This is a genomic window from Arthrobacter sp. Rue61a (assembly GCF_000294695.2).
Taxonomy (GTDB): Bacteria; Actinomycetota; Actinomycetes; order Actinomycetales; family Micrococcaceae; genus Arthrobacter; species Arthrobacter aurescens_A.
In genome coordinates, this window is record NC_018531.1 from 1730448 (window position 1) to 1757431 (window position 26984).

Consider the following 26984-nt stretch of genomic DNA (forward strand, 5'->3'; position numbering starts at 1 on the left):
AAGTGCAATGAGCGATACGACTCAAAAATCCGGCCTCCACGGAGCCGGCGACGACGAATACACGCCCACCGGCACCGACCAGGTGGCGGAAAACCTGGCGGCCCTGGACGATGACGAGGCCGAGCTCCGCGCGGCCACCCTCCGGGCCGGCCTGGACGATTACGATCTCGACGAAGAAGATGCCGCGCTGCTTAGTGGCGAGTACGGCGACGAAGGCGACGAAGGTCCCCTGAAGCTGGATCCGGTTCTGGCCATCATCGGCCGCCCCAATGTGGGCAAGTCCACGTTGGTGAACCGCATCTTGGGCCGCCGTGAAGCCGTAGTGGAGGACACCCCTGGTGTTACCCGCGACCGCGTCATGTACTCGGCCCGGTGGAATGGCCGCAACTTCACCCTGGTGGACACCGGTGGTTGGGAGCACGACGCCAAGGGCATTCACGCACGGGTTGCCGAGCAGGCTGAGATGGCCGTTGAGCTTGCTGACGCCGTTCTCTTTGTAGTGGACTCCGCCGTCGGCGCGACCGCCACTGACGAGGGCGTCATGAAAATGCTCCGCAAGAGCAAGAAGCCGGTCATCATGGTGGCCAACAAGGTGGATGACTTCGCCCAGGAGGCCGATTCCGCAACCCTTTGGGGCCTGGGCTTCGGCGAACCGTACCCGGTTTCTGCCCTCCACGGTCGCGGCGTCGCGGACCTCTTGGACCACGTCATGGACACCCTGCCCGAGTACTCCTTGGTGGACGGTGTGGAGCGTTCAGGCGGCCCGCGCCGTATCGCCCTGATCGGTCGCCCGAATGTGGGTAAGTCCTCGTTGCTGAACAAGCTCGCCGGCTCCGAGCGAGTTGTGGTGGATCCGCTGGCCGGCACCACGCGTGACCCGGTTGACGAGTTCATCGAACTTGGCGACCGCACGTGGCGCTTCGTGGATACCGCAGGTATCCGCCGCCGCCAGCACATGGCACAGGGTGCCGACTTCTACGCGTCGCTGCGTACGCAGGCCGCGCTCGAAAAGGCGGAGGTCGCCGTCGTTCTTCTTGCCGTGGACGAGGTCCTCAGCGAGCAGGATGTCCGCATCCTGCAGCTGGCCATTGAGTCCGGCCGTGCGCTGGTGCTCGCGTTCAATAAGTGGGACCTGCTGGACGACGAACGCCGCCGTTACCTGGAGCGTGAAATCGAGCAGGACCTTGCCCACGTGGAGTGGGCTCCGCGCGTGAACATCTCGGCAAAGACCGGCTGGCACAAAGACCGCCTGGTCCCCGCCTTGGACATCGCGCTGGAGAGCTGGGACCGTCGCATCCCCACAGGACGCCTCAACGCGTTCCTGGGCGAACTCGTGGCAGCGCACCCGCACCCGGTCCGTGGCGGAAAGCAGCCGCGCATCCTGTTCGGCACGCAGGCATCCAGCCGCCCGCCGAAGTTCGTGCTGTTCACCACCGGTTTCCTGGATCCCGGATACCGTCGCTTCATCACGCGTCGCCTCCGCGAAACGTTCGGCTTTGAGGGCACGCCCATCGAGGTCAACATGCGCGTACGTGAGAAGCGTGGCAAGAAGCGCTAAGTGAGACGGGCATCACAGCCCACTTTGGCTGTGATGGCGTCTCCGACCTCCAACTTCGTGTAAGCTTTTGGAGGTGGTTCGGCCGGACTGCTTAGGTGGGACTCCTCGGAGGAAAACCTAGGCGGAGAACGGTGGAACCAGCGGGCTGTAGCGCAGCTTGGTAGCGCACTTGACTGGGGGTCAAGGGGTCGCAGGTTCAAATCCTGTCAGCCCGACCAAAAAGGCCGGAATCACGTGGAAACACGGGATTCCGGCCTTTGGTCGTTAACGCCCGACCAGCTCCCGGTCTCGTTCGCTGTGCCCGCCGTTGAAGTCCGGGGGATACGTACAAGACCGGGAACTGGTTAGATCTTCTGCAGCGCGCCGAGTGCTCTCACCAGCGGTTCAAGCTCAGGCACCGACTCCGCGGCCTCAAGGGCGGAGGCCAGAGTCTCGTCGTGGACCGGCGTTGCCGCCTCGAGAAGCTTTTGGCCGGCCAGTGTCAGCTCGGTGTAAATGCCTCGGCGGTCGTCGGCGCACAGGATCCGCGTGAGCAAACCCCGATCCTCGAGGCGATTGACCAAGCGAGTGGTGGCACTGCTGGATAGCGCCGTGGCGCGGGCCAGCTGCTGCATCCGCATGTGCCAGCCATCCTGTCGGCTCAGCGCATCCAGCACCGTGTACTCCACTACCGACAGGTCACTCGAGGCCTGGAGTGCCTTCTCCAGCTCCGCCTCGATGCTTCCGTGCAGGGCGGCAAGGGTTCGCCAACCCTGTGCCCGTACTTCTACGGCGTCATCCTTGATGCCCATGTCTGCTGTGCTCCTGCCTTGATGTCGTGTGAAACGCGACGCACTGCAAAGTAGTTACTCGCGCAAGTATCTAGCGTGGGCAACTATATATAGAGCGTCTGCAACTATTATTCTACGGTTCCCGACGACGCACTTCCAGTCGGAACCGCCCATTGAAGGAGCTCCACATGCCCGCAGGGTTGATTGCCCTTGCCCTCGGCGGATTCGGCATCGGACTGACCGAATTCGTGATCATGTGCCTCTTGCCGGAAGTTTGCCGCCGACTTCCAGGTCAGCGAGGCTTCGGCCGGCTGGTTTATCTCCGGCTATGCCCTCAGCGTTACCGTCGGCGCACTCCTGGTGACGGCAGCAGTCACCAGGCTGCCGCGCAAACCCGTCCTCATTGGTCTGCTCGTCCTGTTCATCGCCGGCAACTTCTTGTCTGCCGTTGCTGACAGTTACATGGCCATGATGATCGGCCGGATCATTGCAGCGCTCTGCCACGGCGCGTTCTTCGGTATCGATTCCGTGGTGGCAGCGAGCCTTGTGCCTGCCCACAAGAAAGCCGGGGCCATCGCCATCATGTTCACCGGACTCACCGCGGCCAACGTTCTGGGCGTTCCCTTCGGAACGCTGCTGGGCCAGCATTTCGGCTGGCGGTCAACCTTCCGGGCGATCACTGCCATCGGAGTTGTAGCGCTGTTGGGTATTGCCCTGATGGTTCCCAAAGCCGCCACTGAAGCCGCCAAGGGCCTTCGCAGCGAGCTGGGAGCCTTCACATCCGGTCAAGTCTGGCTCTCCATCATCGTGACCATCCTGGGGTTTGGCGGCCTGTTCGTTGGCAACTTCCTCGGGGGAAAAGCCGCCGACAAAGCCCTGGGCAAGTCACTCATCGTCATCCTTGCCGGGCTGGTGGCGGTGCTGATCTTCTTCGCCCTCACAGCTTCGACCAGCATCGCCACCCTGGTGTCACTGGCGCTCATGGGCGGCTTCGGCTTTGCCACCGTTCCGAGACTCCAGTTGCGCGTGATGCACTTTGCCTCCACAGCACCAACGCTGGCATCCGGCGGCCGCAGCGGCCAAACGTGGGGGAGTGGCGGCACCTGCTGTAACTCCCGACGTCGAACGCGAACCGCGCGAGGCGACCGTCGCCTGACGCCTTATGCGTTGGGTGCAGTGTCCTGCTTTGCCGCTTCGGCGCTCTTGGCAGCTCTGACGCGTTGGTTCTCTGCTTGCCTGAGCACTTTCATTTGCTTGCCCCTGCGTCGCCACAGGGCCCAGAGAATAGTGACCGCAATGAAGACCACCACGGCGGCGACGGCGGAAATAGCCGTCCACGTGGTGAAGAATCCCGCATCCACGCTCAAGGTCCGCTGGCCTGCGTGGGCTGACTCCGTGCTGCCGAAGGCGATCCCGGCTGTGAGCAGGTTGGGCACGGCGATGGCGACGGCCACCAGGACGATAACAATTTTCCAGGGCCAGGACACTGCTTTGCGGGTGGCTTGCCACGCTACGAGGAGCGGAACGAACGTGAAGACGAAGCCGTAAAACATACCCACCAGGACGCTGGCTCCAAGGTCGCGCCGGATCTGTCCGGCGATGACATCGGACCACCAGCGGGGGAGGATGGCCCCGAGAATGAAGTATGCGGCCACAGCGACAAGTACTGCCACCAGGATCAGGATTATTTTTACGCCCCAATTGCGCTTTTTCTGAGCTGGTACTTGTACTTGTTCGGTCATGGGTCAATCATGGCAGAGACCCCATCAGGTGCAGGGGAAATGTGCCTATACTTTCAGCGGTGGCCATCAGCACAGGCCGCCGTCGAGGTTCGTAAATGTCCCGATGAAAGGCCACCAGTGAGCAATATTCCGGAAGAACTTTCCTACACCGCAGAACACGAATGGGTGACCGCTCCAGATGCCGACGGCGTAGTGCGCATTGGCATCACCGACTTCGCCCAGGACGCCTTGGGCGACGTCGTCTACGCCCAGATGCCCGAGCCTGGCACAAAAATCACGGGCAACGAGGTTGTCGGCGAAGTGGAATCCACCAAAAGCGTCAGTGACATCTACGCTCCGGTGACCGGTGAAGTCACCAATCGAAATGACGCCCTGGACACTGATCCGGCTTTGATTAACTCCGACCCGTACGGCGAGGGATGGCTCATTGAAGTAAAGCTTGCAGAAGCTGATGCAGTGGATTCCCTGCTCAGTGCATCGGAGTACGAACAACAGGTAGGCTAAAGTTATCTGGCCCGTCAGGCTGCTTTCCTTAAACCGGAAAGCGGGACGGCGGGCCAGCAACCGATTTGCCCGGCGGTACCGGGAGGCGGAAGTGGCCGGCAGGGTTTGGAACTGCCGGCGGATGAGGAGGAAATTCCATGGTTGGCGGCGAACAGAATCAAGCCAATGTCGGGAACGGCGCGGAGGAACAGCCGACGTCGGAGACCACCTCGATCAGCATCACGCCAACGTGGGACGAGCCGAGCATTGCTCCCAAGTTGGCTCCTGAAGAACGTGCATCCGTAGACGCCCTTCCGCCGAACTCAGCGTTGCTCATTGCGCACAGCGGTCCCAACGCCGGAGCTCGTTTCCTGCTGGACGCGGACACCACAACAGCTGGGCGGCACCCGGATGCCGACATCTTCCTGGATGACGTCACAGTGTCCCGCAAGCATGTTCAGTTCATCCGGACTGCCTCGGGCTTCGAGCTGGTGGACATGGGGAGCCTCAACGGAACGTACGTCAACCACGACCGCGTCGACCGCGTGCAGCTGAAGAGCGGCAACGAGGTACAGATCGGCAAGTTCCGGTTGACCTACTACCTGAGCCCTGTTCGCGCAGCAGGCCAAGTCTGACGGGGTATCTGCCTGTGGCTATGGCCCAGCAGGACCGTCGCGGACCGCAGGTCCTGAATATCGGGGAGGTCCTTGCCCAGCTGAGCGACGACTTCCCAGGTATGACGGCGTCCAAGATCCGTTTCCTTGAGGAAAAAGGACTCATCAACCCCAAGAGGACTCCTGCCGGCTACAGGCAGTACGCAGACGGTGATGTCGAGCGGCTCCGTTTCGTCCTTGCGCTCCAGCGCGATCAGTACCTGCCGCTGAAGGTCATCAAGGACTATCTGGATGCCATCGACCGCGGTGAGAGGCCTGAAAATCTCCCTCCGGGTGTCACGGTGTCACCCAGGGTGGTCTCGGCGGAAATGGCAGCAGAGGTGCAAGGGCGTGCCCGCGCACTCACCGAAGACCAACTTCGTGCCGAATCGGGTGCCAGCGTTCCTTTGCTCGAATCACTGCTGAGTTTCGGGCTGATCAGCCACGTGGGCGGCAAGTTCGACGAACACGCCCTCCAGGTGGCGCGGGCCTGTGTTCAGTTGGAAGGCCACGGCCTTGAGCCCCGGCATCTTCGCCCGTTCCAAGCTGCAGCTGAGCGGGAGTTCGGCCTGGTGGAGAGGGCCGTTGCGCCGTTGACATCGCGTCGGGATGCAGCGTCGCAGGCGCGGGCCGCGGAAGCTGCCCGTGAGATCAGCGACCTCTGCCTCACCCTGCACAGGGCCTTGGTGCACGACCGTATCTCCCGGATGGACAGCTGATGATCGAAGTTGAAATCGTCGGTGTCCGGATTGAACTGCCGTCCAATCAACCGCTGGTACTCCTTCGGGAGATCAACGGCGAGCGGCATGTTCCGATCTGGATCGGCACTCCTGAAGCCAGCGCCATCGCCTTGGCACAGCAGGGCGTTGTCCCGCCCCGGCCCATGACGCACGACCTCCTGGTGGATGTTGTTGAATCCCTGGGCCATTCCATCATCAGCGTGAACATCGTCGCTGTGGAGGACAACATCTTTTACGGGCAGCTGCAGTTGGACGACGGCACGGTAGTAAGTTCGCGCGCCTCGGACGCGTTGGCGCTGGCATTGCGCGCCAAGTGCCGCATCTGGTGTGCCGACGCTGTCATGGAGGAGGCCGGCGTTCGCATTACCGAGCATGATGAAGGCGAAGACTCGGAGCCGGATCCCGCCGTGGACGAAGAGCGCGAGATGCGCCGGTTCCGTGAGTTCCTGGACGACGTTGAACCGGAAGATTTCGAAGGCTGAGGCACCCTAAGCCTAAAGTTGAGGGTGAAACTTTCGACACGGCTGTATTTTGGGGCCAAGGTCTTTGACCTCGGAGCCTCACGGGCCTAACGTCGAAGTTATCAAGTTCCCGTTGCATACACTGCCTGCGCAAGTCACACTGGAAGGTGCGGACTTGCGGGAATTACACTGCTGCATTTCGCCGTTGTATCAGGGTATGCACCGTCCCCAAGGGAACTGAGAACAAGGAGGTCACGTGAGTCCGAAAGGCGAAGCAGGCGAGCTGAAGCAGTCCTCTGCCGGCATTGCTGCGCCCGCATCCGGCGCCCAAGGTTTGCTCTTCACGGAGGACCTTCCTGTGCTGGACGAGGACGCGGGCTACCGCGGTCCCACCGCATGCAAGGCTGCGGGCATCACCTATCGCCAGCTCGACTACTGGGCACGTACAGGCTTGGTTGAGCCTGCTGTCCGTGGCGCTGCCGGCTCCGGCTCCCAGCGTCTCTACGGCTTCCGTGACATCCTGGTTCTGAAAGTCGTCAAGCGGCTCCTTGATACCGGCGTATCCCTCCAGCAGATCCGCACGGCCGTGGAACATCTACGCGAGCGGGGCGTCGAAGACCTGGCACAGATCACGCTGATGAGCGATGGCGCCAGTGTCTACGAATGTACATCCGCGGACGAGGTCATCGACCTCGTTCAAGGCGGACAAGGCGTCTTCGGCATCGCTGTCGGACGCGTATGGCGGGAAGTGGAGGGGAGCCTGGCCGCGCTTCCGAGCGAGCATGCCGCGGAGCAGTCCTTTCCCGACGACGAACTGAGCAAACGGCGCGTTGCGCGCCGCATCGGCTAAACGCCGCACCACGGAATCTGAACCAAAGAGGAAAGGCTTCGACCCTCCAGGGGTCGAAGCCTTTCCTCTTCTTCTATCCGTGCTTACGCGCAGGCTGTTGAGGCTCCCGGTTGTTGAGTCTTTCAGCGCTGGCGGCGGTCCCGCAACGAGGACTGTCCAGCCAAGAGGCTCTCGAGCAGGGCATCAAAGAGTTTGGCTGCGTTCTTGGCCGAGTCTCCGGGCCAGTGGTGGACCGAGTGCGCTGCACCTTGGATCTGCTGCCAGTTGGCCTGCTCCGGAATGTGCGGTGTGAGCAGTAGTTCGCCGAACATGGACTCCATTTCAGCCAAACGGAAGGTGTGCTCCGCAGACCCGGTGCGTACCCGGTTGGCCACGATCCCTGCCGGAGCCAGGTTAGGGGCGAACTCCTGCCGAAACAGCTGGATGGCCCGCATGGTGCGTTCAGTGCCGGCTACGGAGAAGAGGCCGGGCTCGGCTACGAGGACAACGCGGTCGCTTGCGCTCCACGCCATGCGCGTTAGTCCGTTCAAGGACGGTGGGCAGTCCACCAGGACGAGCTCGTAGTTAGTGGTGCCTGACAATACGGCTGAAAGCCGGCGAAGGTCACGCCGGCCCAAATCCGGGCGGTCATAGATTCCGGTGAAGGCCGAACCCACCGCGACGTCCAGGGTGCCGTTGCTTGAGCCGTTGGAAACCCAGCTGCTGCCGGCCACATTGCCCGCCAGGTTGGCTTTCCGGGGGCTTTTCAGCATCCGGCCGATGTCGAGTTTCCCGCCTGGCTGAACGCCGAGTGCCGTGGTGGCGTCGGCGTGAGGATCGAGGTCCACTACCAACGTGGAAATACCGGCTGCGAGGGCCGCGGACGCCAGACCGGTGGTCACGGACGTCTTTCCCACTCCACCCTTGAGGCTGCTGATGCTGACTACTTGCACTTGAAAACCCAAAACCTAACGCCGGTTGCCGTATCGCGCTGATTCGCTCCGGAAGCGCCGGAGCCGGGGCTTGCCGAAGCCCCCTCAACATCATATGGTGCATCGCGGTCGATTCCCGCTTTCTACGCGCCCGACCGCTGAGGATAAGCCCCGGGCAATAGCATGCCGTCGGATCGCGCGCACGTATATACAGTGCAGATGACGATTCCTTTGTGATGGTTGCCACAAAGATTTGTGTTTGATGCTGGCGGCACTACACACTGTGACCACCGACCGATCCACCCGCAATGATGCAGGAGAAGTATGTTTTCGAAAATTCTGGTGGCCAATCGCGGCGAAATCGCGATCAGGGCGTTTCGCGCTGGTTATGAACTGGGCGCCAAGACCGTAGCCGTCTTTCCGCATGAGGACCGTAACTCGATCCACCGGCAGAAGGCCGACGAAGCTTACCTGATCGGCGAGGTGGGCCATCCCGTCCGCGCCTACCTGGACGTAGAGGAGGTTGTCCGCGTCGCCAAAGAAGCCGGCGCTGACGCCATCTACCCCGGCTATGGCTTCCTCTCCGAGAACCCGGACCTGGCCCGTGCAGCCAAGGCAGCAGGCATTACCTTTGTGGGACCGCCCGCTGAGGTCCTGGAGCTGGCAGGAAACAAGGTTGCCGCCTTGGAAGCTGCCCGCAAGGCCGGCGTTCCTGTCCTGAAGTCGAGCAAGCCTTCCAAGGATCTTGACGAGCTCATCGCAGCAGCCGACGAGATCGGCTTCCCGATCTTCGCCAAGGCCGTCGCCGGCGGTGGCGGTCGCGGTATGCGGCGCGTGGAGACGCGCGAAGCCCTCCCCGAGGCGTTGCAGTCCGCCATGCGCGAAGCTGATGCTGCCTTCGGCGATCCCACCATGTTCCTTGAGCAGGCAGTGCTGCGTCCCCGTCACATCGAAGTGCAGATCCTGGCGGACGCCGAAGGGAACGTCATGCATCTCTTCGAGCGTGACTGTTCACTGCAGCGCCGCCACCAGAAAGTGGTGGAGATCGCTCCCGCGCCGAACCTGGATGAGAACATCCGCCAGGCTCTTTACCGCGATGCCGTTGCGTTCGCCAAGGCCTTGAACTATGTCAACGCCGGAACCGTGGAGTTCCTGGTGGACACGGAAGGGGAGCGGGCCGGACAGCACGTCTTCATCGAAATGAACCCCCGCATCCAGGTCGAGCACACCGTCACGGAGGAAATCACCGATGTCGACCTCGTGCAGGCACAGATGCGCATCGCTTCAGGGGAAACCCTCGCGGACTTGGGGCTGAGCCAGGACTCGGTGTTCATTAAGGGTGCTGCGCTGCAGTGCCGTATCACCACCGAGGACCCCTCCAACGGCTTCCGCCCTGACGTTGGAAAGATCACCGGCTACCGTTCTGCCGGCGGCGCCGGTGTCAGGCTCGACGGCGGTACGGTCTACTCGGGTGCCGAGATCAGCCCGCACTTCGACTCCATGCTGGTGAAGCTGACCTGCCGTGGCCGTGACTACCCTGCAGCCGTAGCCCGCGCACGTCGTGGTTTGGCTGAGTTCCGTATCCGTGGCGTGTCCACCAACATCCCCTTCCTGCAGGCGGTTCTTGCGGATCCGGACTTCAATGCCGGCAACGTGGCCACGGACTTCATCGACAAGCGCCCTGAACTGCTGAAATCGCACATCTCTGCAGACCGCGGCACCAAGTTGCTCACATGGTTGGCCGAGGTCACCGTGAACAAGCCAAACGGCGAACTCACAGTTCATTCGGACCCTGCCAGCAAGCTGCCCGCGATCGATGGCCCGGTTCCCACCTCGGGTTCGCGCCAGAAGCTGATCGAACTGGGGCCGGAGGGCTTCGCCAAGGCGCTGCGGGAGCAGCAGGCACTGGCAGTCACTGACACCACGTTCCGCGACGCCCACCAGTCACTGCTGGCAACGCGCGTCCGTACCCGCGATCTCGTAGCAGCAGGCCCGGCAGTGACGGCGCTGATGCCGGAGCTGCTTTCCGTGGAGGCCTGGGGCGGTGCAACGTACGACGTCGCGCTCCGCTTCCTCGGTGAGGACCCGTGGGACCGTCTGGCTGCCCTTCGCAAGGCCCTGCCGAATACCTGTATCCAGATGCTGCTCCGCGGACGCAACACCGTCGGATACACCCCATACCCGGAAGAAGTGACGGAGGCCTTCGTCAACGAGGCCGCCGCTACGGGCATCGACATCTTCCGTATTTTCGACGCCCTCAACGACGTCAACCAGATGGCCCCCGCCATTCGGGCCGTGCGTGCAACCGGGACTGCCGTCGCAGAAGTGGCCCTCTGCTACACGGGCAACCTCCTGGATCCGAACGAGGACCTGTACACCCTCGACTACTACCTGGACCTGGCCCAGAAGATCGTCGACGCCGGTGCCCACATCCTTGCCATCAAGGACATGGCTGGCCTCCTGCGTCCGGCTGCTGCTGCGAAGCTGGTGGCTGCCCTGCGCGAGCGCTTCGACCTGCCCGTGCACCTGCACACGCACGACACCGCGGGTGGGCAACTGGCCACCTTGCTGGCAGCTGTTGACGCCGGGGTGGACGCCGTTGACGTGGCAGCCGCGTCCCTGGCCGGCACCACAAGCCAACCTGCCGCGTCTGCATTGGTCGCAGCCTTGGCCAACACGCCCCGCGATACCGGCCTTAGCTTGGCCAACGTTGGCGCACTGGAGCCTTACTGGGAAGCTGTGCGGCGTGTCTACGCTCCCTTCGAATCCGGTCTGCCGGGCCCCACAGGGCGCGTCTACCAGCACGAAATCCCGGGCGGCCAGTTGTCGAACCTTCGCCAGCAGGCCATCGCCTTGGGACTCGGGGAGCAGTTCGAGGCCATCGAGGACATGTACACCGCGGCTGACCGCATCCTGGGTCGCCTGGTGAAGGTCACGCCGTCCTCCAAGGTGGTGGGCGATCTCGCTTTGCACCTGGTGGGACTTAACGCTGATCCCGCGGACTTCAACGAGAACCCGCAGAACTATGACATCCCGGACTCCGTCATCGGCTTCCTCTCCGGCGAACTCGGAGATCCTCCCGGAGGCTGGCCCGAGCCGTTCCGCACTAAGGCCCTTCAGGGCCGCAGCGTCAAGGTGCGCGACGTCGACATCAGCGCCGAGGACAGCGCAGCGCTCAAGGGTGACTCCAAGACACGACAGCACACGCTGAACCGTTTGCTGTTCGCCGGACCCACCAAGGACTACCTGAAGAGCGTTGATACGTACGGCAACATTTCCGTGCTGGACACCCGTGACTACCTCTACGGCCTGCAGCAGGGCGCAGAGCACGTCATCGAGTTGGAGAAGGGCGTCCGCCTCATTGCCCAGCTTGAGGCTGTCTCGGAAGCCGACGAGAAGGGCATGCGCACGGTCATGTGCACGCTCAACGGGCAGTCCCGGCCCGTGGTTGTCCGTGATCGCTCGGTGGTCAGCAACGTCAAGGCAGCGGAGAAGGCAGACCCGGCACAGCCTGGCCAGGTTGCCGCGCCGTTTGCCGGCGCAGTTACCGTCACGGTCAAGGTGGGCGATACCGTCAACGCCGGCGATACCGTTGCCACCATTGAGGCGATGAAGATGGAAGCTTCCATCACGACGCCGGTTGCGGGCACGGTTTCGCGCCTCGCCATTTCCTCGGTAGAGCAGGTCCAGGGCGGCGATTTGCTGCTGGTGATCGGCTAGCCATCCACATAAAGAAGTACCCCGTCCGGAAGAATCCGGACGGGGTACTTTTTTGTGATTCTTGGTGGCTACGAAGCGCGGGGTGCGGAGTACATTTCCTCGATGACTGCGTCGAAGTCCTTCATGACTTGTGCACGCTTGACCTTGAGGGATGGCGTCAGATGACCGGAGGCTTCAGTAAAGTCCGCAGGGACAATCCTGAAGGACTTGATGGCCTCCGCCTGGGACACGGTCTGGTTGGCCTTGCTGATGAGCTCCTGGACTGCAGCCTTGACCACGGCATGGTCCGTGGCCTCGGCAAGCGTTGTGCTGGCGGGCAGTCCGTGGCGGTCCAGCCATCCCGGAAGCGCTTCTTCGTCCAGCGTGACCAGGGCGCCGATAAACGGACGGTTATCGCCCACCACCAGCACCTGGGAAACCAACGCATCCGCGCGGATCTGGTCCTCCAACAGGGCAGGAACCACATTCTTTCCGCCTGCGGTGACGATGATTTCCTTCTTGCGGCCAGTGATCTTGAGGAATCCGTTGCTGTCGAGTTCGCCGATATCCCCCGTGCGGAACCATCCGTCAACGAACGTTTCGTCTGTGAGGTCTTCCCGCTTGTAGTAGCCACGCATGACGCAGACACCCTTGGCGAGGATTTCTCCGTCGTCGGCGATCTTGACTGAGTTTCCCGGAAGGGGGGCGCCTACCGTGCCGATCCTGATCATGGACGGGGTGTTCACGGTAATGGGCGCTGTGGTCTCTGTCAGGCCATAGCCCTCCAGAATCTGCAGGCCAATGCCTTGGAAGAAGTGGCCCAGGCGTTCGCCCAACGGACCGCCTCCGGAGACGGCATGGGCAACATGGCCGCCCATGGCCGCACGGAGCTTCCCGTAGACAAGTTTGTCGAACACGGCATGCTTGAGCTTGAGGCCAAGCCCCAGGGAACCGGACTCGCGTGCCTTGGAGTAGGCGATCGCAGTGTCCACTGCCCGGTGGAAAATGGCGCCCTTGCCGCCGTCCTCAGCCTTGGTCAGTGCAGAGTTGTACACCTTCTCGAAGACCCGGGGTACGGCCAGAATGAACGTCGGCTGGAAGCTCTGGAGGTCGGCCAACAGATGCTTGATATCCGGGGTGTGTGCCACCTTGACGCCGCCGGCCACGGCCAGCACGGAAATGAAGCGTGCGAAAACGTGCGCCAGGGGGAGGAACATGATGGTCTTGCCAGACTCGTTGATGATCTCAGGCAAGGATGCGCGGGCGTTTTCGGAGAGTTCCACGAAGTTGCCGTGGGTCAGTTCGCAGCCTTTGGGCCTGCCCGTGGTGCCGGAGGTGTAGATGATTGTGGCGAGATCCTTCAGGCCGGCCGAGGAACGGCGGGACTCGAGCTCGTCGTCGGGGACACCGGCGCCTGCTGCCCGCAGGGCGTCCAGTCCGGCGCCCTCAAGCTGCCAGACGTTGGCAACTGACGTGATGTCCTCTGCGGCGACAGCCTGCCGAATCACGTCTTCGTGGTGCGCTGCTTCGCCGAAGGCGGCCACAGCACCTGAGTCACCCAGGTTCCATGCCACCTGGGAAGGCGACGACGTTTCGTAGATCGGGACGGAGACGGCTCCGGCAAACCAGATGGCAAAGTCCACAAGGGACCATTCGTACCGCGTGCGGGACATGATGCCCACGCGGTCGCCGGCGGCAACACCACTGGCAATGAGGCCCTTCGCCAAGGCCCTCACGTCCTCGAGGAAGTCCTTGGCACGGATGTCCTGCCACTGCCCATTTCCGTCCAGCTTGGAGAAAAGCGCAGGGTTGGATGCTTTTTCTGCCTCTCGGATCACGAGGTCCGTGATGTTGGTTTCCGGGGCGATGTTGACGAGGGGAGGAACACTGATTTCACGCACGGTAGCTCCTTTGATATCCACGGGCCACGAGGGGCTGCTTCCACTCTAGTATGCCCGCTCGCGGAGGTGTGTTCTATTTCACCTACTGGCGAGTAACTTTACGGATCCACCGTCATTTCAAGCAACTCGGCTCCATCCGTGCCGTCCGATGCGGGTGCTGCTCCGCCCTGCGGAATAGGATGATGGGATGCCTGCACTACGGTCCAGTTCCCTGGTCAGAACCAAGCCACCGGCCTCTGCCTGGAAGGAGGTCCCGTGGGCTGCCCGCCGCAGCCATTTGGGCCGCAGGGGCCTGGCAATAGGGATCGACATCGGCGGCACCAAAGTGGCCGCCGGTGTGGTGGATGCCGACGGGCGGGTCCTCGCCGAGGCCCGCAGGTCCACACCCGGTGCCGACCCCAGGGCTGTCGAGCAGACCATCGTGGAACTCGTGGACGAGCTGAGCGCAGGACACCGCATCGCATCGGTAGGGATTGGTGCCGCAGGATGGATGGACCTCGACGGCGGCACGGTCCTGTTCAGCCCACACCTTGCCTGGCGTAACGAGCCCCTGAGGGAGAGCCTGCAGAAGTTACTGAGGCGTCCCGTGCTGCTCACCAATGACGCCGATGCCGCGGCCTGGGCGGAGTGGCGCTTTGGCGCAGGACAGGGTGAAAGCCGCCTGGTCTGCATCACACTGGGCACGGGCATAGGCGGCGCCATGGTCATGGATGGCCGGGTGGAGCGGGGACGCTTTGGCGTCGCCGGGGAGTTCGGGCACCAGATCATCTTTCCCGGTGGACACCGTTGCGAATGCGGTAACCGCGGGTGCTGGGAGCAGTACGCCTCCGGCAATGCGCTGGGGCGTGAAGCCCGGCAGTTGGTGCGGACCAATTCCCCGGCTGGCCGCGCTTTGCTGGAGAAGGCAGGCGGGACCGCGGAGAAACTGTCCGGGGCGGCCGTGACCTCGCTGGCGCTTGCGGGAGATGCCACCTCCCGTGAACTCCTTGCCGACCAAGGTGACTGGTTGGGGCTGGGGTTGGCCAACCTCGCAGCGGCATTGGACCCTGGAATGTTCGTGATCGGCGGGGGCCTGTGTGATGCGGGGGAGTTGCTCGCCGCACCAGCACGGGAGTCGTTCGCCAAGAACCTGACGGGCAGGGGGTTCCGTCCCATGGCGAGGATAGAACTCGCGGCCTTGGGCCCGCGAGCCGGCATGATCGGCGCCGCCGACCTTTCACGGGTCAGCGGCCGGGCGCGCAGCTGAGTTTTCCTTGCCAAACGGGGCGTCGGCACCTAGATGCGTGCGCCGTCGTCGTCCTCATTCTTTTCCTGCGGAAGCCGCATGATGAGGTACACCACGGATGCGACGAAAGCGGCCACAATGCCCAGAATTGCCGTCAACGGCGCGGACCGCCAAAACATGGCGGTGAAGAGGAGCGCGAGTGGTCCACCGACAGCGCCCACCCACGCGAGCATGATCAGCGGCTCAGTTCCCGCCAGGCTTGGTGGCTCTTCGGGGACGAACGTGTGGTCCTCGTCCTCGACGTCGAAGTCACGCGGACCGACAGGCCGGCCAGCGGCTTCGGCGTCCGCAGGGACTGCCGCCGCATCACCAACCGGTTCCCGGGCCGGGGCGGACAACCCCAGTGGATCGAAATCCTTGAAGGTCCTGCCGGGCTCTGCCTGCAAACGTCCGGCTTCACCGTCCGGGTCCTTGTCGGCGTCCTGCGGCAGCTCCCTTTCCGGGGCCGACTGTGTGGCCTCCAGCCTGGCCACCAGATCCAGCCACACGGCGTCGTCGTCCTTGTTGGCGCTTTGATCAGCGGAATTGGGATCAGGCCTGTTCATGGGCTGTGTCCTTTTCGGGAGAAAGCCCGTGCCCGGCCAAGGCCGCTACGGTCTTTTGAATGAAGTCGACAGTCCCGGAAAAAATCTCGGGCGCGTCATTGTCAAGGGTGGCCACGTGGCGGCTGTTGTGGAGGTATCTGACATCCACCGGTGCCTGGACCCTGGAACGGAGGAACTCCAGGCTCGCGTTCGAGATGACGTTGTCCACCGTGGACTTGTAGACCCGAACCGGTGAGCTGATGCGCGGCAGGATGGCCGCTGTGTCCTTGTACATCTTCTTGAGTTGGTGAGCTGCCGCAACGGGTGTGCGGGCGTAGGCACCTTCATCCTGGTCGGGCTTGAGGATGTCGTTGGAGATGGCCGGAGTGGTCCTCACCACATACTTGAGGGCAGCGACGATGACGGCCCGGGGATCGTCGAGGACCAGCCCGGGGTTAACCACCACCGTCCCGGCAACAGGACGCGTGGCTGCTATCCGCAACGCCAAGGTTCCGCCCATGGACAGGCCGGCAGAGAAAACGTAATCACACTCGGAAGCCAGCTCAAGGTAGGCATTATCCACCGCGCGGTGCCACTCCCGCCACGAGCGGGTGGCCATGTCCTGCCAGGAGGTGCCGTGACCGGGCAGCAGCGGTAGCCTGACGGCATAGCCTGCCTCGGCAAGGTGTTGGGCCCACGGCCTGACACTGTGCGGGCTACCAGTGAACCCGTGGGACATGACAACACCGACGCGCGGCCCGGCACCCGTCCAGCTGCTGTGGAACGGCGAAAAGTCGGGGAACATTTTCATGATGACTCTGAGGCTACTCTGTCCCCGGCATGCTGGCGGAAAAAGCCGGCTGATTCTTCAAAAATGGTGGGTGCATCCACATCCAGGGTGGCTACGTGCCCGCTGTGCGGAAGCGCCACTACTTTCAGGCGGGAAGAGCCGATTGACTTACTGATAGTGGCCACAGAGCTCGGAGGGATGACGTCGTCAACCGAGGATTTGAAGACCAGGGCCGGAGCCTCAACGTGCGGGAGGCCCCGGGTAGCAGCGCGGAAGAGTTTCTTGAGTTCGTGGACAGACTTCAGCGGTGTCTTGGAGTAGTCTCCGTCCTCGGTTGTTACCGGCGTGGGAGTGTCCTCCACTATGGGGGTGGTGGTGCGCATGACGTACTTCAGCGCTCCGACATACCTCACGCGGCGGTCATAGAAGCTCAGCCCCGGGTTCACCAGGACCAGCCCGGGAACTTCATGGCGGGAGGCCACCCGCAGAGCCACGGCTCCGCCCATGGACAGGCCTGCCACAAAACACGTTCCGGTGTTCGCCGCCAGATCCAGGTAGCTCCTCTCGAAGGTCCGGTACCAGTCCTGCCACCTTGTAGTGGCGAGGTCCTGCCAGCTGGTGCCGTGTCCGGGGAGCAGGGGCACGGACACCGCAAAGCCCTGCTTTGCGAGATACTCGGCCCAGGGGAGGACGCTGAGGGGGCTTCCGGTGAAGCCGTGGCAGATGGCCACTCCTATGGATGCGTTGGCTCCGTGTCCGGCATGGTGGAATGCGAGCGGCGCGGCGGGTATAAGGCGTTCCGTCATGCGTCCATCGTGTCACTGTTCCTGACAAATCTCACTGGAGTAGGGTTGCTGTTGAGTGCCGGCCGGGTTGCCCGGGTGCATGCCAACCAATCGGCCGTGAGAGGACAAACGTGTTCTATTGGGTCATGAAGAGGATCTTTCTCGGTCCCATTCTCAAGCTCCTGTTCCGCCCCTGGGTGAAGGGGCTGGACAACGTTCCTGAAAGCGGAGCCGCCATTTTGGCCTCCAATCATTTGTCCTTCTCGGATTCCATTTTCCTGCCGCTGATGGTCCATCGCCCTGTGATCTTTCTGGCCAAGTCCGAGTACTTCACAGGTAAAGGTCTCAAGGGACGGCTCACTGCACTGTTCTTCAGGCTGAGCAACCAACTGCCGATGGACCGGTCCGGCGGCGCGGCATCGGAGACGTCACTGCAGGCGGGCAAAGACGTCCTGAACTCGGGGGGCCTGCTGGGGATTTATCCGGAAGGCACCCGGAGCCCGGATGCCCGGCTCTACCGCGGCAAAGTAGGCGTGGCCAAGCTTGCGCTGCAAACCCGTGTTCCCGTGGTGCCCGTGGCCATGATCGGGACGGAGAAGGTCCAGCCTATCGGCAAGCGACTGCCGAACATCCGCAGGATCGGCCTTATTTTCGGGCAGCCTTTGGACTTCAGCCGCTACTACGGGATGGAAGACGACCGCCTGATCCAAAGGGCAGTGACCGACGAAATCATGTACGAGTTGATGCGGCTCTCCGGCCAGGAATATGTTGACGAGTACGCAGCAGTGGTTAAGGCCCAGTTGGCCGGCAAAGGCCCCGAGCCCGTCCATAAGATCGAGGTTGCTGAAGACGCCGCAGCAGACATTGCAGAGGACAGGGACGAACCCCGGAGTGACGGGAACGGACCAGCGGAGAAACTGTGACGTAAGCGGCAGCATCGGTTACGGCTGCAGTCTCGCAACCTTGCCGCAGGCTACTACTCTTGAAGGGTGACTGAGCTAACCGCGAACACCGCACCCTCCGCAGCAGATCCTCTCGCCAGCACCGCCCAGAGCGGGGCAGCAAACTATCCCGGGCTCGACGCTTGGCGGGACCTGCCAATTTCCCAGCAGCCCACGTGGTCGAACTCTGATGTCTTCAAGGCTTCCGTCAAGGAACTCTCCGTCGTGCCGCCCCTGGTCTTCGCCGGTGAAGTGGACGTCCTGAGGGAGCGCCTCGCCGCTGCTGCCCAGGGTAAGGCCTTCCTCCTGCAGGGCGGTGACTGCGCTGAAACGTTCGAGGCCGCAACAGCGGACAAGATCAGTGCCCGGGTCAAAACGATCCTCCAGATGGCAGTGGTCCTCACCTACGGCGCTGCCATGCCCGTCATCAAGATGGGGCGGATGGCCGGCCAGTTCGCGAAGCCACGCTCCTCCAACGACGAGACCCGCGACGGCGTGACGCTTCCCGCTTACCGCGGCGACATCGTGAACGGCTACGATTTCACGCCGGAATCCCGTGCTCATGACGCCGGCCGGATGCTTCAGGCGTACCACACGTCCGCATCCACACTGAACCTTATCCGGGCCTTCACCCAGGGCGGCTTCGCGGATCTCCGCCTGGTTCACCAGTGGAACAAGGGGTTCACCGAAAACCCGGCACACGCGCGCTACGAATCGCTGGCGCGGGACATCGACCGTGCCATTAGTTTCATGGACTCCTGCGGCGCTGACTTCGAGGCACTCAAGCGCGTGGAGTTCTTTGCCAGCCACGAAGCACTGCTGCTTGACTACGAGCGCGCACTGACACGCATCGATTCGCGGACCGGCTTGCCCTACGACACCTCCGCGCACTTCCTGTGGATCGGCGAGCGGACCCGTGAACTGGACCATGCCCACGTTGATTTCCTGTCCCGCGTGCGGAACCCCATCGGCGTCAAGCTCGGTCCCACTACCAGCGGCGACGACGCCCTGCGCCTGATCGACAAACTGGACCCCAACCGCGAACCTGGCCGTCTCACTTTCATTACCCGCATGGGCGCCGGCAACATCCGCGAAAAGCTGCCGGCCGTCGTCGAGCGCGTCACTGCATCCGGTGCGCAGGTGCTGTGGGTGACCGACCCGATGCACGGCAACACGGTCACGTCGCCAAACGGCTACAAGACGCGGAACTTCGATGACGTCATTGACGAAGTACGTGGATTCTTCGAGGTCCACCACGCCCTGGGCACGGTGCCGGGCGGACTTCACGTTGAAATGACCGGCGATGACGTTGCTGAGTGCTTGGGTGGTGCTGACCCGATCGACCAGGATGCCTTCCTGGACCGTTACGAGTCAGTGTGCGATCCCCGCCTGAATCACATGCAGTCCCTTGAGATGGCCTTCCTGGTAGCCGGAGCCCTCTCCAAGAGGTAGAGATACAACAAAGCGCGGTCCGGATTCCCGGACCGCGCTTTTTTGTCGTTGAAATGATCGGGACCCGATTGCTAGACGACAGTCAGTGTGACCACTGAGTCTTCCGGTATCTCGGTATTCACCGGGTTCTGGTCCCGGACGGTGCCGAAAAAGCCACCCAAAACCTTGTTGACCTGAACTTTGAAACCGAGCTTCTTCAGTTCCTTTTCGGCCTCGTCGGCTTGCTTGCCGATGAAACTGGGGACCTTCACCAACTTGGGTCCCTTGGACACAGTGAGTGTCACCGCTTCGCCCCGGACAAGTGTGCCGTTCGCCGGTACTTGGGAGACAACGGCACCTTTGGGGACAGTCTTGTCGTTGACGGTCTCCGGAGCGATCACAGCTGTCAGACCGGCGTCTTGGAGGGCCTTGACGGCTGCGTCCTGCGCCAGTCCGCGCACATCGGGAACGGGGATGGGTTGGGGTCCTTTGGAGACCACCAGCGACACCGGCGTGCCATGCCTGACTTCAGTGCCTTTGGCCGGATCCTGGGAGATCACGACGCCGGCAGGAACCTTTTCGTCGAAAGCCTGCGTGACGTTGCCGAGAGCCATTTCGGCTGCGTTGAGCGCTGTCTTTGCCTCATCCAGGCTGCCGCCGGTCAAAGTTGGCAGGGCGAAAAGCTGGGCACCCTTGGAGACGAAGAGCGTGATGGGTTGAAACTTGCGAACCTCGGCGCCGGACTCCGGCTCGGTCCCAACGGCCAGCCCTGCCAGGATGTCGTCGTCAAAAACATCTTTAGGCTCAGACTGGAAGCCGGCGGTCCGGAGAAGCTGCTGCGCTTCCGCAACGGTCTTGTTTTTGACGTCGGGCACGGTCCCCGGCGATCCGGGTCCCATTCCGAAGAACCAACCTGCCGATGCCGCAAGCGTTGCAAGGATGACGATCACGATGGTCCAGATGATGCCACGGCGGCGGGGATTGCCCTCGCGCAGCGGGCGACTTGGCGTGGCTGCGGCTCGGGCGCGGTCTTTGATCTCTTGCCGTTCGAGTCTCTTCAGCTCCCGCTTGCCGGGCTGGCGCACGACCTCATGGTTGACTGCACCAACAGCGGCGGTTTGAGGTCTGCCCGAACCAGCTGCCGCCATGATGGTGGTGGGGTTGCTCTGGTGGGAGATCATTTCCGTGGGTGAGGCCGTGGCAGGGATGGCCTCTGTGGGGTTCCCGCCCGGGCCGCCAAGAGCTGCGGCGGCCGTCGCAGCCGCAGGGGAGCCAGGGGGTTGGGACGGCGCTTGCCTGCGGTCCAGGTCTTCGTCAGTCAGCGTGGTGCGGATGTGGCGGAGTTCGGTCAGCAAAGCAGTGCCGTCGACGGGCCTGTTCTCCGCATCTACCGCGGTGCACCACTGCACCAGCTCATCCAGGTCCTCTGCGAGGCCGGGAGCGGCGTCCGAGGGGCGTCCCACCGCTGCATTGACGTGCTGGTAAGCAACTTGGATGGGGGAGTCTCCCGCGTAGGGCTGTTTGCCCGTCAGCATCTCGTAGAGCATGATGCCGGCCGAGTAGATGTCGCTGCGGGCATCCGCAGGCTGGCCAAGCACCAGTTCGGGAGCTAAATAAGCCACTGTGCCAATGAGGGCGCCGGTGCTGGTGTTGGCCGAGATGGCCCGGGCCAATCCAAAATCGCCCACCTTGATGCGTCCGTCGTCCGCAATGAGGACGTTCTCCGGCTTGACGTCACGGTGGATCAGACCTGAGCGGTGGGCGGCGGCCAAGCCCTCAATGACAGGATCGATCAGCGCCAGGGCAAGGCGTGGCGGCAAGGCACCCTGTTCGTTCAGGGTGTCACGAAGGGTGTGCCCCTTGACGTATTCCATGACCAGATAGGCGATGGGGCCGTCCTCGCCTTGGTCGAGCACGCCAACGATGTGCGGGTGCGAGAGACTCGCGGCCGCCTTTGCTTCACGGCTCAGGCGCTCCAGGAAGGTGGGATCGTTGGCCAGATGCGGGTGCAGGACTTTGAGGGCCACGTCGCGCTCCAAACGCTGGTCCGTGGCAAGGTAAACAGTGGACATTCCGCCACTCGCAAGGCGGGAACGAACCGTGTATCGGCCGTCCACGGTGGTCCCGATGAGGTGGTCCTGCGTTGGTTCTTGCACCATACGATCCTAAACGAGGCAGGGAAGGGGCCCGAATCCGTGCAGGATCCGGGCCCCTTCAGAGGTGCAGTTGAGGCCTAGCCAAAGGTGCGCTGGCGGGCCTTGATCGATTCGACGTACCGCTTGGTGTCGTCGTACATGCCGTACTTGCTGACCGAGTACTGGCCCTGGTAGTAGCCGGCAATCGCCGTGTCCAGGTCCTTGCTGGTAGCAATGAGGGTCCGAATGATAGCGACACCTGCCGTGGCGTTATCGTACGGGTCCAGGAGATTGAGCTTCCTGCCCACCAAGTCGGACGCCCACTGGCCTGAAGAAGGAATAACCTGCATGGTGCCGATGGCATTGGCGGGCGAGACTGCCCGCTGGTCAAAGCCCGATTCTTGTTCGGCGAAGGCCAAAGCCAAGGACGGGCTGACGCCCATGCGCCGAGCTGTGTCAGCCACGATGCTCTTCATTTCGGCCCGGCTGGGCACCGGTGAAGCGTTGAGCAAGGCCTTGTTCTCGTTGGCCGAACTGACAACTGCAGGCGGATATGTGAAGCCCAGGAAAGTGCTGGGGACCAGTGGCTTGGTATCGCCCACAGGCTGAAGGCCGGCACCGGGAATGGTGAGCTTCTGGCCGGGATAGATGACAGTGGTGGCTGTCACGTTGTTGTTGGCGGCCATCAACGCAGCAAGGGAAACTCCGTGGCGGGAAGCGATGGAACTGAGGGTGTCGCCTGCCTTGATGGTGTAGGAACCTGTGCCGGCCAGTGGTGCGGGAGCAGGTGCAGGTGCCGGTGCTGTTGGTGCTGATGGGGCGGATCCGCCACTGACCTTGATCTTCTGTCCGGGATAGATGATGGAGCTTCCGTTGAGCCCGTTCCAGCTGAAAATGCTGGACAGCGCTACGCCATGTTTGGCTGCGATGGCGCCCAGGGTATCCCCGGGAACCACGGTGTAGATCTTTGCGGTGCCGGGGGCACTGGGCGTGGTGGGTGCGGCCGGAGCCGGCTGCGAGGGCGCTGCTGCGGCTGTGCCCGTGAGCTTGATGGTCTGTCCCGGGTAGATCAGCGTGGTGGGAGAGAGCTTGTTCAGCTGAAGAACTGCCGCAGTGTCCAGGTTGAAGCGGCGCGCGATGGCGCTGATGGTATCGCCGCGGACCACCGTGTAGCTGTCCGGGACGGACGGGGCCATGGGCCTCAGCGCTGCAGGGATCGTGGCTGCGACCGCCTGTGCGGGAATGACGGAGCCCACGTTGACCGGCTGGGCTTTCATGGCCGCCGCGAGTGTTGCGGGGATTTTTCGAGCTTGCGGTGCCGGTGTTGCCATGGACGGTTGGGCCAAAGCAAGCGAGGACAAAACCACGGCGGGAAGCGCGGCCGTGGTTGCCGCGATTACCGGCATGCTCATGGTTCGTTTCGGCGAACGGGGCGTCGTCATGAAATTTGTCCTCATCTCGAACAGCGGGAGTGATTGTTGACGCTGTTGTCAGTGTTACCAGTGGTGCTGATGTTATCAATGATGCAAATGTGATCAGTGTGAATCTCTCATACTTAGTCGATCCACACAACAATTCCTGTCAAACCGGGCAAAAGACCACAATTGATGCGCAGGAAATCGCTACTGAAGAGCGGTCTGCGGGAACCGGCGGGGGACTCCGGCTAGGCGCCGGGCGGGGCGGCGTGGCAACCTTGATCCGTGAGTAATGTAGAAAGCCTTGTTTCCGACTGGCTGCCGCTGCCGGATGTTGCCGAAATGTTGGAAGTTTCCATCACCAAAGTCCACGGACTTCTGGATGAGCGTGCGCTTGTCGCCATCAGGCGGGGAGAACGGAACATCCGCTCAATCCCGGCCCTTTTTGTCCAGGACGGGCATGTTGTAGACAGCTTGAAGGGAACCATTGCGGTTCTCAGCGACGCCGGCTACAACGACGAAGAACTGATCATCTGGCTTTTCACCGCGGATGAGTCTTTGCGCGGGCGCCCCATAGACGCACTTCGCGAGGGGCGTAAGACAGAGATCAGGCGTCGCGCCCAGTCTTTGGCCTGGTAACTGCCCTTCCTCTAACTGGGACGCCTCAGCAGGAGACCGGAATAGACGCGGACGACGGCGGTGATTCACCGCCGTCGTCTCTGCATGTCGTCTTTATGCCGGCCTCAAGGATTGTGGGCTGCACAAATTCCCTTGAGTCAGGCCGCCCGGCTCACAGCGGCTTCGGCCAGCTGACGTAATGCCACCAGCGGCAGGTCCTCAAGGGGTAGGCGTTCAAGAGCTTCGAATGCTCTGTTGCTGAGCTCAGCGATCAGCGATTCCGTGGCGTCCAAGGCGCCGCATTCAACAATGACGCGCCGTATTTCGGCTACCTCGACTTCGCCGAGGCCGGGATTGCCGAGCATACGGTCAAGGTAGTCTGCCTCCGCCGGGGGTGCTTGGTTGATGGCAAAGCCCACCAGAACCGTACGCTTGCCTTCCCGAAGGTCATCGCCAGCGGGCTTGCCGGTCGTTTCGGGATCGCCAAAGACCCCCAGGACGTCATCCCGCATTTGGAATGCCTCGCCCAGGGGCAACGAGAACTCCGAGTAACCCTTAAGCAACCCTTCGGGGGCTCCGGCCAGTGCCCCACCCAACGCCAGTGGATGCTCAGTGGAGTATTTTGCGGATTTGTACCGAATGATGGATTTTGCACGCTCCACAGATCCGGCCCGGTCACGTACGGGACCAGCCACCTCTTCCAGAATGTCGAGGTACTGACCTGCCATTACTTCTGCGCGCATCACGTTGAAAATTCGCCGTGCTGGACTTCCCGCTGCTGCCCGGTGGCCGATCTCCGTAAAGGACTCCTCGCTGAAGGAAAGGCAGAGGTCGCCGGTCAGGATCGCTGCCGCATCGCCAAAACGCCCGCTGTCCAGTGCCCAGCCGTTCATTTCATGGAGCTGGTTGAACCGTTTGTGCACGCTTGGGCCGCCGCGACGGGTGTCAGACCGATCAATAATGTCATCGTGGATCAGGGCCGCTGCCTGGAAAAGCTCAAGAGCACACCCGGCGGCGATGATGTCCGGGTCGCCGGCAGGGCCGCCAGCGCCCCTCCAGCCCCAGTAGCACATGAGGGCCCGGAGGCGTTTGCCTCCGGTGACAAGATTCGAAATCGATCCAATGAGCGGCTCGACGTCGGGAGAAACCGTAGCCATGAGGTCCTGTTGCTCTGACAGGAACCCGCTCAATTTGCCGGCAACACCATTAATGAACTGCGTCTGCTCCGCGGTGACGTGGGAAGTCGCCGTCACTTGACGGACCCGGCCGCCACGTTGGCGCCAATGGTGAACGTTGAGACGCCCTCCTTTTGCCTGACCGATACGTTTACCGTTTCGCCATCACCGCGGATGAAGTCCAGGGAAGTGACGTTGCCAACAGCCGACGGGCCGGGGACAAGCTTAAAGCCCTGCGCCTCCATGGAGGTCTTGTAGTAGTCCACAACACCCTCGGGTGGAGCTTTGATTGTCCCGACGAGCGCCACCGTGGCTACTGAATCGCTCTTGTCCACGCTGCTCGAGCGCACGGAGGTCTTGGGCATGACCGGAATGAGTTGCTCAGGAAAACCAGGAACAAGAGCATTCACCGTTGCCGTGGCGTCCGGTGCCGGTTGGGGTGTCTCCGTGAATGCGGTGGTTTCAGGCGAGGCTGTGGAGCCGGAAGGCGATGACGGGGTTGGCACCGCCGTGGACGATGCCGAGGAAGCGCTTGTTTCGGACGGCGCTGCCGTGCCGCCGGGGGATGGTGTGCATGCCGAGGCCGCCAAAGCGACACTGACTGCGAGCAGGGCAAACCCTCGCGATTGAGGAGTTCCAAAGAGCTTCACAGGGTATCCTTCCTGGGGCTGAGCCGGACTGTGCCTCCAGTTTAGTCAGTGGTGGGGCATAGTATTGCCGTTGTGAGGCAGGAAGCATTCGGTGGCGCCCCAAGTGCCGGCAGCAAGCCCGCCCGCAGCGCCGGAGATGCCCTGCGGGAACAGCGGCGAACCAGCATACTTCACGTGGATATGGATGCTTTTTTCGTCTCCGTGGAACTGCGGACCCGTCCCGAACTTCGGGGAAAGCCGGTCATTGTTGGATTCCCTGCAGAACGGTCCGTGGTGCTTTCCGCTTCCTACGAGGCGCGGGCCACGGGTGTGAAGTCCGCCATGCCGATGTCCATTGCCATGAGGCGGTGCCCATCTGCGGTGATCATTAATCCCCGGCATACCGAGTACTACGAGGTTTCCGGCCGGCTCATGGAGATTTTCGCCTCCATTACCGATCTCGTGGAGCCGCTGAGCGTGGACGAAGCCTTCCTGGACGTGGGCGGCGCGATTCGTCGTCTTGGGTCGCCGATGGACATCGGCCACCTCATCCGCCGCAGGGTCCATTCGGAACTTGGAATCACGGCCTCCGTGGGGATCGCAAGCACCAAGTTTGTGGCTAAGATCGCATCCACTCGGTGCAAGCCTGACGGCATCCTCCAAATCGATGCCGAGGACTCCGTCCCTTATCTCCACAGCCTTCCTGTCGGAGCCCTGTGGGGTGTGGGTGGAAAGACTGCCGAAGTGTTGTCCCGCTTGGGCATTCGCACTGTGGCGGATGTCGCAGCAACCCCCTTGGCGTCGCTTAAAAAGGTTCTGGGAGCCAGTGGCGAGCACGTTCACCGGTTGTCCATGGGTATAGACCCGCGGCCGGTAACTCCAACCAGGCTTGAGAAGAGCATAGGGGCGGAGGAGACCTTCTCCGTGGATACCGCGGACCAGGCCTTGCTGCACCGGGAATTGCTGCGTCTTTCACACCGCACCGCCATCCGGCTCAGGAGCTCAGGCATGCTGGCAAGGACTGTGGCATTGAAGCTGCGGTACTCGGATTTCTCTACGGTCACGCGCAGCCGCACCGTGCAGACCCCTGTGGACAGCGCGCAGCTGATTTACCAGGTAGCCGTGCAGCTGCTTGAGTCCTTGGGCACCCGATCCATGAGTGTGCGGTTGGTAGGGGTGCGGGCTGAGCAATTGGAACCAGCGGGCCAGACGTCGCTGCAGTTGAGCCTTGACCGGCGGGACGACAACTGGCGGGCAGCCGAACAGGCCTTGGATCGTGTCTCCGAGCGCTTCGGGTCCAAAACGCTTCTGCCGGCCCGGCTCCTGGAGCCTGGGAAGCCCCCGGCGGACGCATGAGGCCCACCCGGTTGCCCGGCGGCACTCCGGGCGTCTTTCAGAACGGCGTCGGACAAACTATCCTATTTATTACAGAGATTTAGATCGTCTGGACAAACTGTTTCCTGAACAGTCGGCCCCGAGATGCCCGCT

22 protein-coding genes, 1 tRNA gene and 1 pseudogene are annotated in these 26984 nt (G+C 62.5%); 14 read left to right on the top strand and 10 right to left on the bottom strand.

Features of this window, described 5'->3' with window-relative positions; genetic code table 11:
- The first annotated feature begins 7 nt into the window (after nucleotides 1-7).
- Both der and ARUE_RS07950 read left to right on the top strand, forming a co-directional pair.
- On the top strand, nucleotides 8-1558 hold the full coding sequence (der, locus tag ARUE_RS07945) for a ribosome biogenesis GTPase Der (protein ID WP_014921348.1): 1551 nt from the start codon (nucleotides 8-10) through the stop codon (nucleotides 1556-1558).
- Nucleotides 1559-1699: 141 nt separating this feature from the next.
- A tRNA-Pro gene (locus ARUE_RS07950) sits at nucleotides 1700-1776 on the top strand.
- Between the two features lie 126 nt (nucleotides 1777-1902).
- Here the strand turns inward: ARUE_RS07950 and ARUE_RS07955 are convergent.
- Nucleotides 1903-2349, bottom strand: a complete 447-nt coding sequence (locus ARUE_RS07955; RefSeq protein WP_014921349.1) for a MarR family winged helix-turn-helix transcriptional regulator — start codon at nucleotides 2347-2349, stop codon at nucleotides 1903-1905.
- A 167-nt stretch (nucleotides 2350-2516) separates the two neighbouring features.
- On the opposite strand from ARUE_RS07955, the pseudogene ARUE_RS07960 reads away from it, so the two are divergent.
- The 6 genes and pseudogenes from ARUE_RS07960 to ARUE_RS07985 form a co-directional block, all read left to right on the top strand.
- Nucleotides 2517-3408 (top strand): annotated as a pseudogene (locus tag ARUE_RS07960) (MFS transporter); the annotation flags it as partial.
- 779 nt (nucleotides 3409-4187) lie between these two features.
- Nucleotides 4188-4574, top strand: coding sequence for a glycine cleavage system protein GcvH (gene gcvH / locus ARUE_RS07965; RefSeq protein WP_011774387.1), 387 nt, complete (start codon nucleotides 4188-4190; stop codon nucleotides 4572-4574).
- A gap of 137 nt (nucleotides 4575-4711) precedes the next feature.
- Nucleotides 4712-5188, top strand: a complete 477-nt coding sequence (locus tag ARUE_RS07970; protein ID WP_011774388.1) for an FHA domain-containing protein — start codon at nucleotides 4712-4714, stop codon at nucleotides 5186-5188.
- Nucleotides 5189-5208: 20 nt separating this feature from the next.
- On the top strand, nucleotides 5209-5925 hold the full coding sequence (ftsR, locus tag ARUE_RS07975; RefSeq protein ID WP_011774389.1) for a transcriptional regulator FtsR: 717 nt from the start codon (nucleotides 5209-5211) through the stop codon (nucleotides 5923-5925).
- Nucleotides 5925-6428, top strand: a complete 504-nt coding sequence (locus ARUE_RS07980) for a bifunctional nuclease family protein (protein WP_011774390.1) — start codon at nucleotides 5925-5927, stop codon at nucleotides 6426-6428. The genes ftsR and ARUE_RS07980 overlap by 1 nt, the downstream gene beginning before the upstream one ends.
- A gap of 235 nt (nucleotides 6429-6663) precedes the next feature.
- Nucleotides 6664-7257, top strand: coding sequence for a MerR family transcriptional regulator (locus tag ARUE_RS07985; protein WP_011774391.1), 594 nt, complete (start codon nucleotides 6664-6666; stop codon nucleotides 7255-7257).
- A 122-nt stretch (nucleotides 7258-7379) separates the two neighbouring features.
- On the opposite strand, the gene ARUE_RS07990 is transcribed toward ARUE_RS07985, so the two are convergent.
- The gene (locus ARUE_RS07990; protein WP_014921351.1) at nucleotides 7380-8189 is read right to left on the bottom strand and encodes a ParA family protein; all 810 of its coding nucleotides are present in this window, start codon (nucleotides 8187-8189) and stop codon (nucleotides 7380-7382) included.
- A 303-nt stretch (nucleotides 8190-8492) separates the two neighbouring features.
- Between ARUE_RS07990 and ARUE_RS07995 the strand changes: the two genes are divergently transcribed.
- Nucleotides 8493-11888 (top strand): pyruvate carboxylase, encoded by a 3396-nt coding sequence (locus tag ARUE_RS07995; protein WP_014921352.1) that lies wholly within the window; start codon nucleotides 8493-8495, stop codon nucleotides 11886-11888.
- A 68-nt stretch (nucleotides 11889-11956) separates the two neighbouring features.
- Here ARUE_RS07995 and ARUE_RS08000 read toward each other — a convergent pair whose 3' ends face one another.
- Nucleotides 11957-13768 (bottom strand): AMP-dependent synthetase/ligase, encoded by a 1812-nt coding sequence (locus ARUE_RS08000; RefSeq protein ID WP_043470017.1) that lies wholly within the window; start codon nucleotides 13766-13768, stop codon nucleotides 11957-11959.
- A gap of 187 nt (nucleotides 13769-13955) precedes the next feature.
- Here ARUE_RS08000 and ARUE_RS08005 point away from each other — a divergent pair, with 187 nt between their 5' ends.
- Entirely contained in the window at nucleotides 13956-15014 is a 1059-nt protein-coding gene (locus ARUE_RS08005; protein ID WP_014921354.1) for an ROK family glucokinase, read from the top strand.
- Nucleotides 15015-15043: 29 nt separating this feature from the next.
- Here the strand turns inward: ARUE_RS08005 and ARUE_RS08010 are convergent, their stop codons facing one another.
- From ARUE_RS08010 to ARUE_RS08020, 3 genes are read right to left on the bottom strand one after another with little or no spacing between them, the layout of a single operon-like run.
- The gene (locus ARUE_RS08010; protein WP_014921355.1) at nucleotides 15044-15598 is read right to left on the bottom strand and encodes a hypothetical protein; all 555 of its coding nucleotides are present in this window, start codon (nucleotides 15596-15598) and stop codon (nucleotides 15044-15046) included.
- On the bottom strand, nucleotides 15585-16388 hold the full coding sequence (locus ARUE_RS08015) for an alpha/beta hydrolase (protein ID WP_014921356.1): 804 nt from the start codon (nucleotides 16386-16388) through the stop codon (nucleotides 15585-15587). Before ARUE_RS08015 ends, ARUE_RS08010 begins: the two co-directional genes overlap by 14 nt.
- Nucleotides 16385-17173: an alpha/beta hydrolase gene (locus ARUE_RS08020; protein WP_014921357.1), complete on the bottom strand. Its 789-nt coding sequence runs from the start codon at nucleotides 17171-17173 to the stop codon at nucleotides 16385-16387. The genes ARUE_RS08015 and ARUE_RS08020 overlap by 4 nt, the downstream gene beginning before the upstream one ends.
- A gap of 110 nt (nucleotides 17174-17283) precedes the next feature.
- Between ARUE_RS08020 and ARUE_RS08025 the strand changes: the two genes are divergently transcribed.
- Nucleotides 17284-18075, top strand: coding sequence for a lysophospholipid acyltransferase family protein (locus ARUE_RS08025; RefSeq protein ID WP_014921358.1), 792 nt, complete (start codon nucleotides 17284-17286; stop codon nucleotides 18073-18075).
- A gap of 66 nt (nucleotides 18076-18141) precedes the next feature.
- Entirely contained in the window at nucleotides 18142-19545 is a 1404-nt protein-coding gene (locus ARUE_RS08030; protein ID WP_011774399.1) for a class II 3-deoxy-7-phosphoheptulonate synthase, read from the top strand.
- A gap of 71 nt (nucleotides 19546-19616) precedes the next feature.
- Here ARUE_RS08030 and pknB read toward each other — a convergent pair whose 3' ends face one another.
- Both pknB and ARUE_RS08040 read right to left on the bottom strand, forming a co-directional pair.
- Entirely contained in the window at nucleotides 19617-21683 is a 2067-nt protein-coding gene (gene pknB / locus ARUE_RS08035) for a Stk1 family PASTA domain-containing Ser/Thr kinase (RefSeq protein ID WP_014921359.1), read from the bottom strand.
- A 74-nt stretch (nucleotides 21684-21757) separates the two neighbouring features.
- Nucleotides 21758-23101, bottom strand: coding sequence for a LysM peptidoglycan-binding domain-containing protein (locus tag ARUE_RS08040; protein WP_014921360.1), 1344 nt, complete (start codon nucleotides 23099-23101; stop codon nucleotides 21758-21760).
- A gap of 258 nt (nucleotides 23102-23359) precedes the next feature.
- On the opposite strand from ARUE_RS08040, the gene ARUE_RS08045 reads away from it, so the two are divergent.
- Nucleotides 23360-23713 (top strand): Rv2175c family DNA-binding protein, encoded by a 354-nt coding sequence (locus ARUE_RS08045; protein WP_011774402.1) that lies wholly within the window; start codon nucleotides 23360-23362, stop codon nucleotides 23711-23713.
- Between the two features lie 137 nt (nucleotides 23714-23850).
- Here ARUE_RS08045 and ARUE_RS08050 read toward each other — a convergent pair whose 3' ends face one another.
- Nucleotides 23851-24945, bottom strand: coding sequence for a polyprenyl synthetase family protein (locus ARUE_RS08050; protein WP_014921362.1), 1095 nt, complete (start codon nucleotides 24943-24945; stop codon nucleotides 23851-23853).
- The gene (locus tag ARUE_RS08055; protein ID WP_014921363.1) at nucleotides 24942-25517 is read right to left on the bottom strand and encodes a hypothetical protein; all 576 of its coding nucleotides are present in this window, start codon (nucleotides 25515-25517) and stop codon (nucleotides 24942-24944) included. Before ARUE_RS08055 ends, ARUE_RS08050 begins: the two co-directional genes overlap by 4 nt.
- 72 nt (nucleotides 25518-25589) lie before the next feature.
- On the opposite strand from ARUE_RS08055, the gene dinB reads away from it, so the two are divergent.
- Complete coding sequence (gene dinB, locus ARUE_RS08060) at nucleotides 25590-26852, top strand: DNA polymerase IV (protein WP_014921364.1); 1263 nt, start codon at nucleotides 25590-25592, stop codon at nucleotides 26850-26852.
- The last annotated feature ends 132 nt before the right edge of the window (nucleotides 26853-26984 follow it).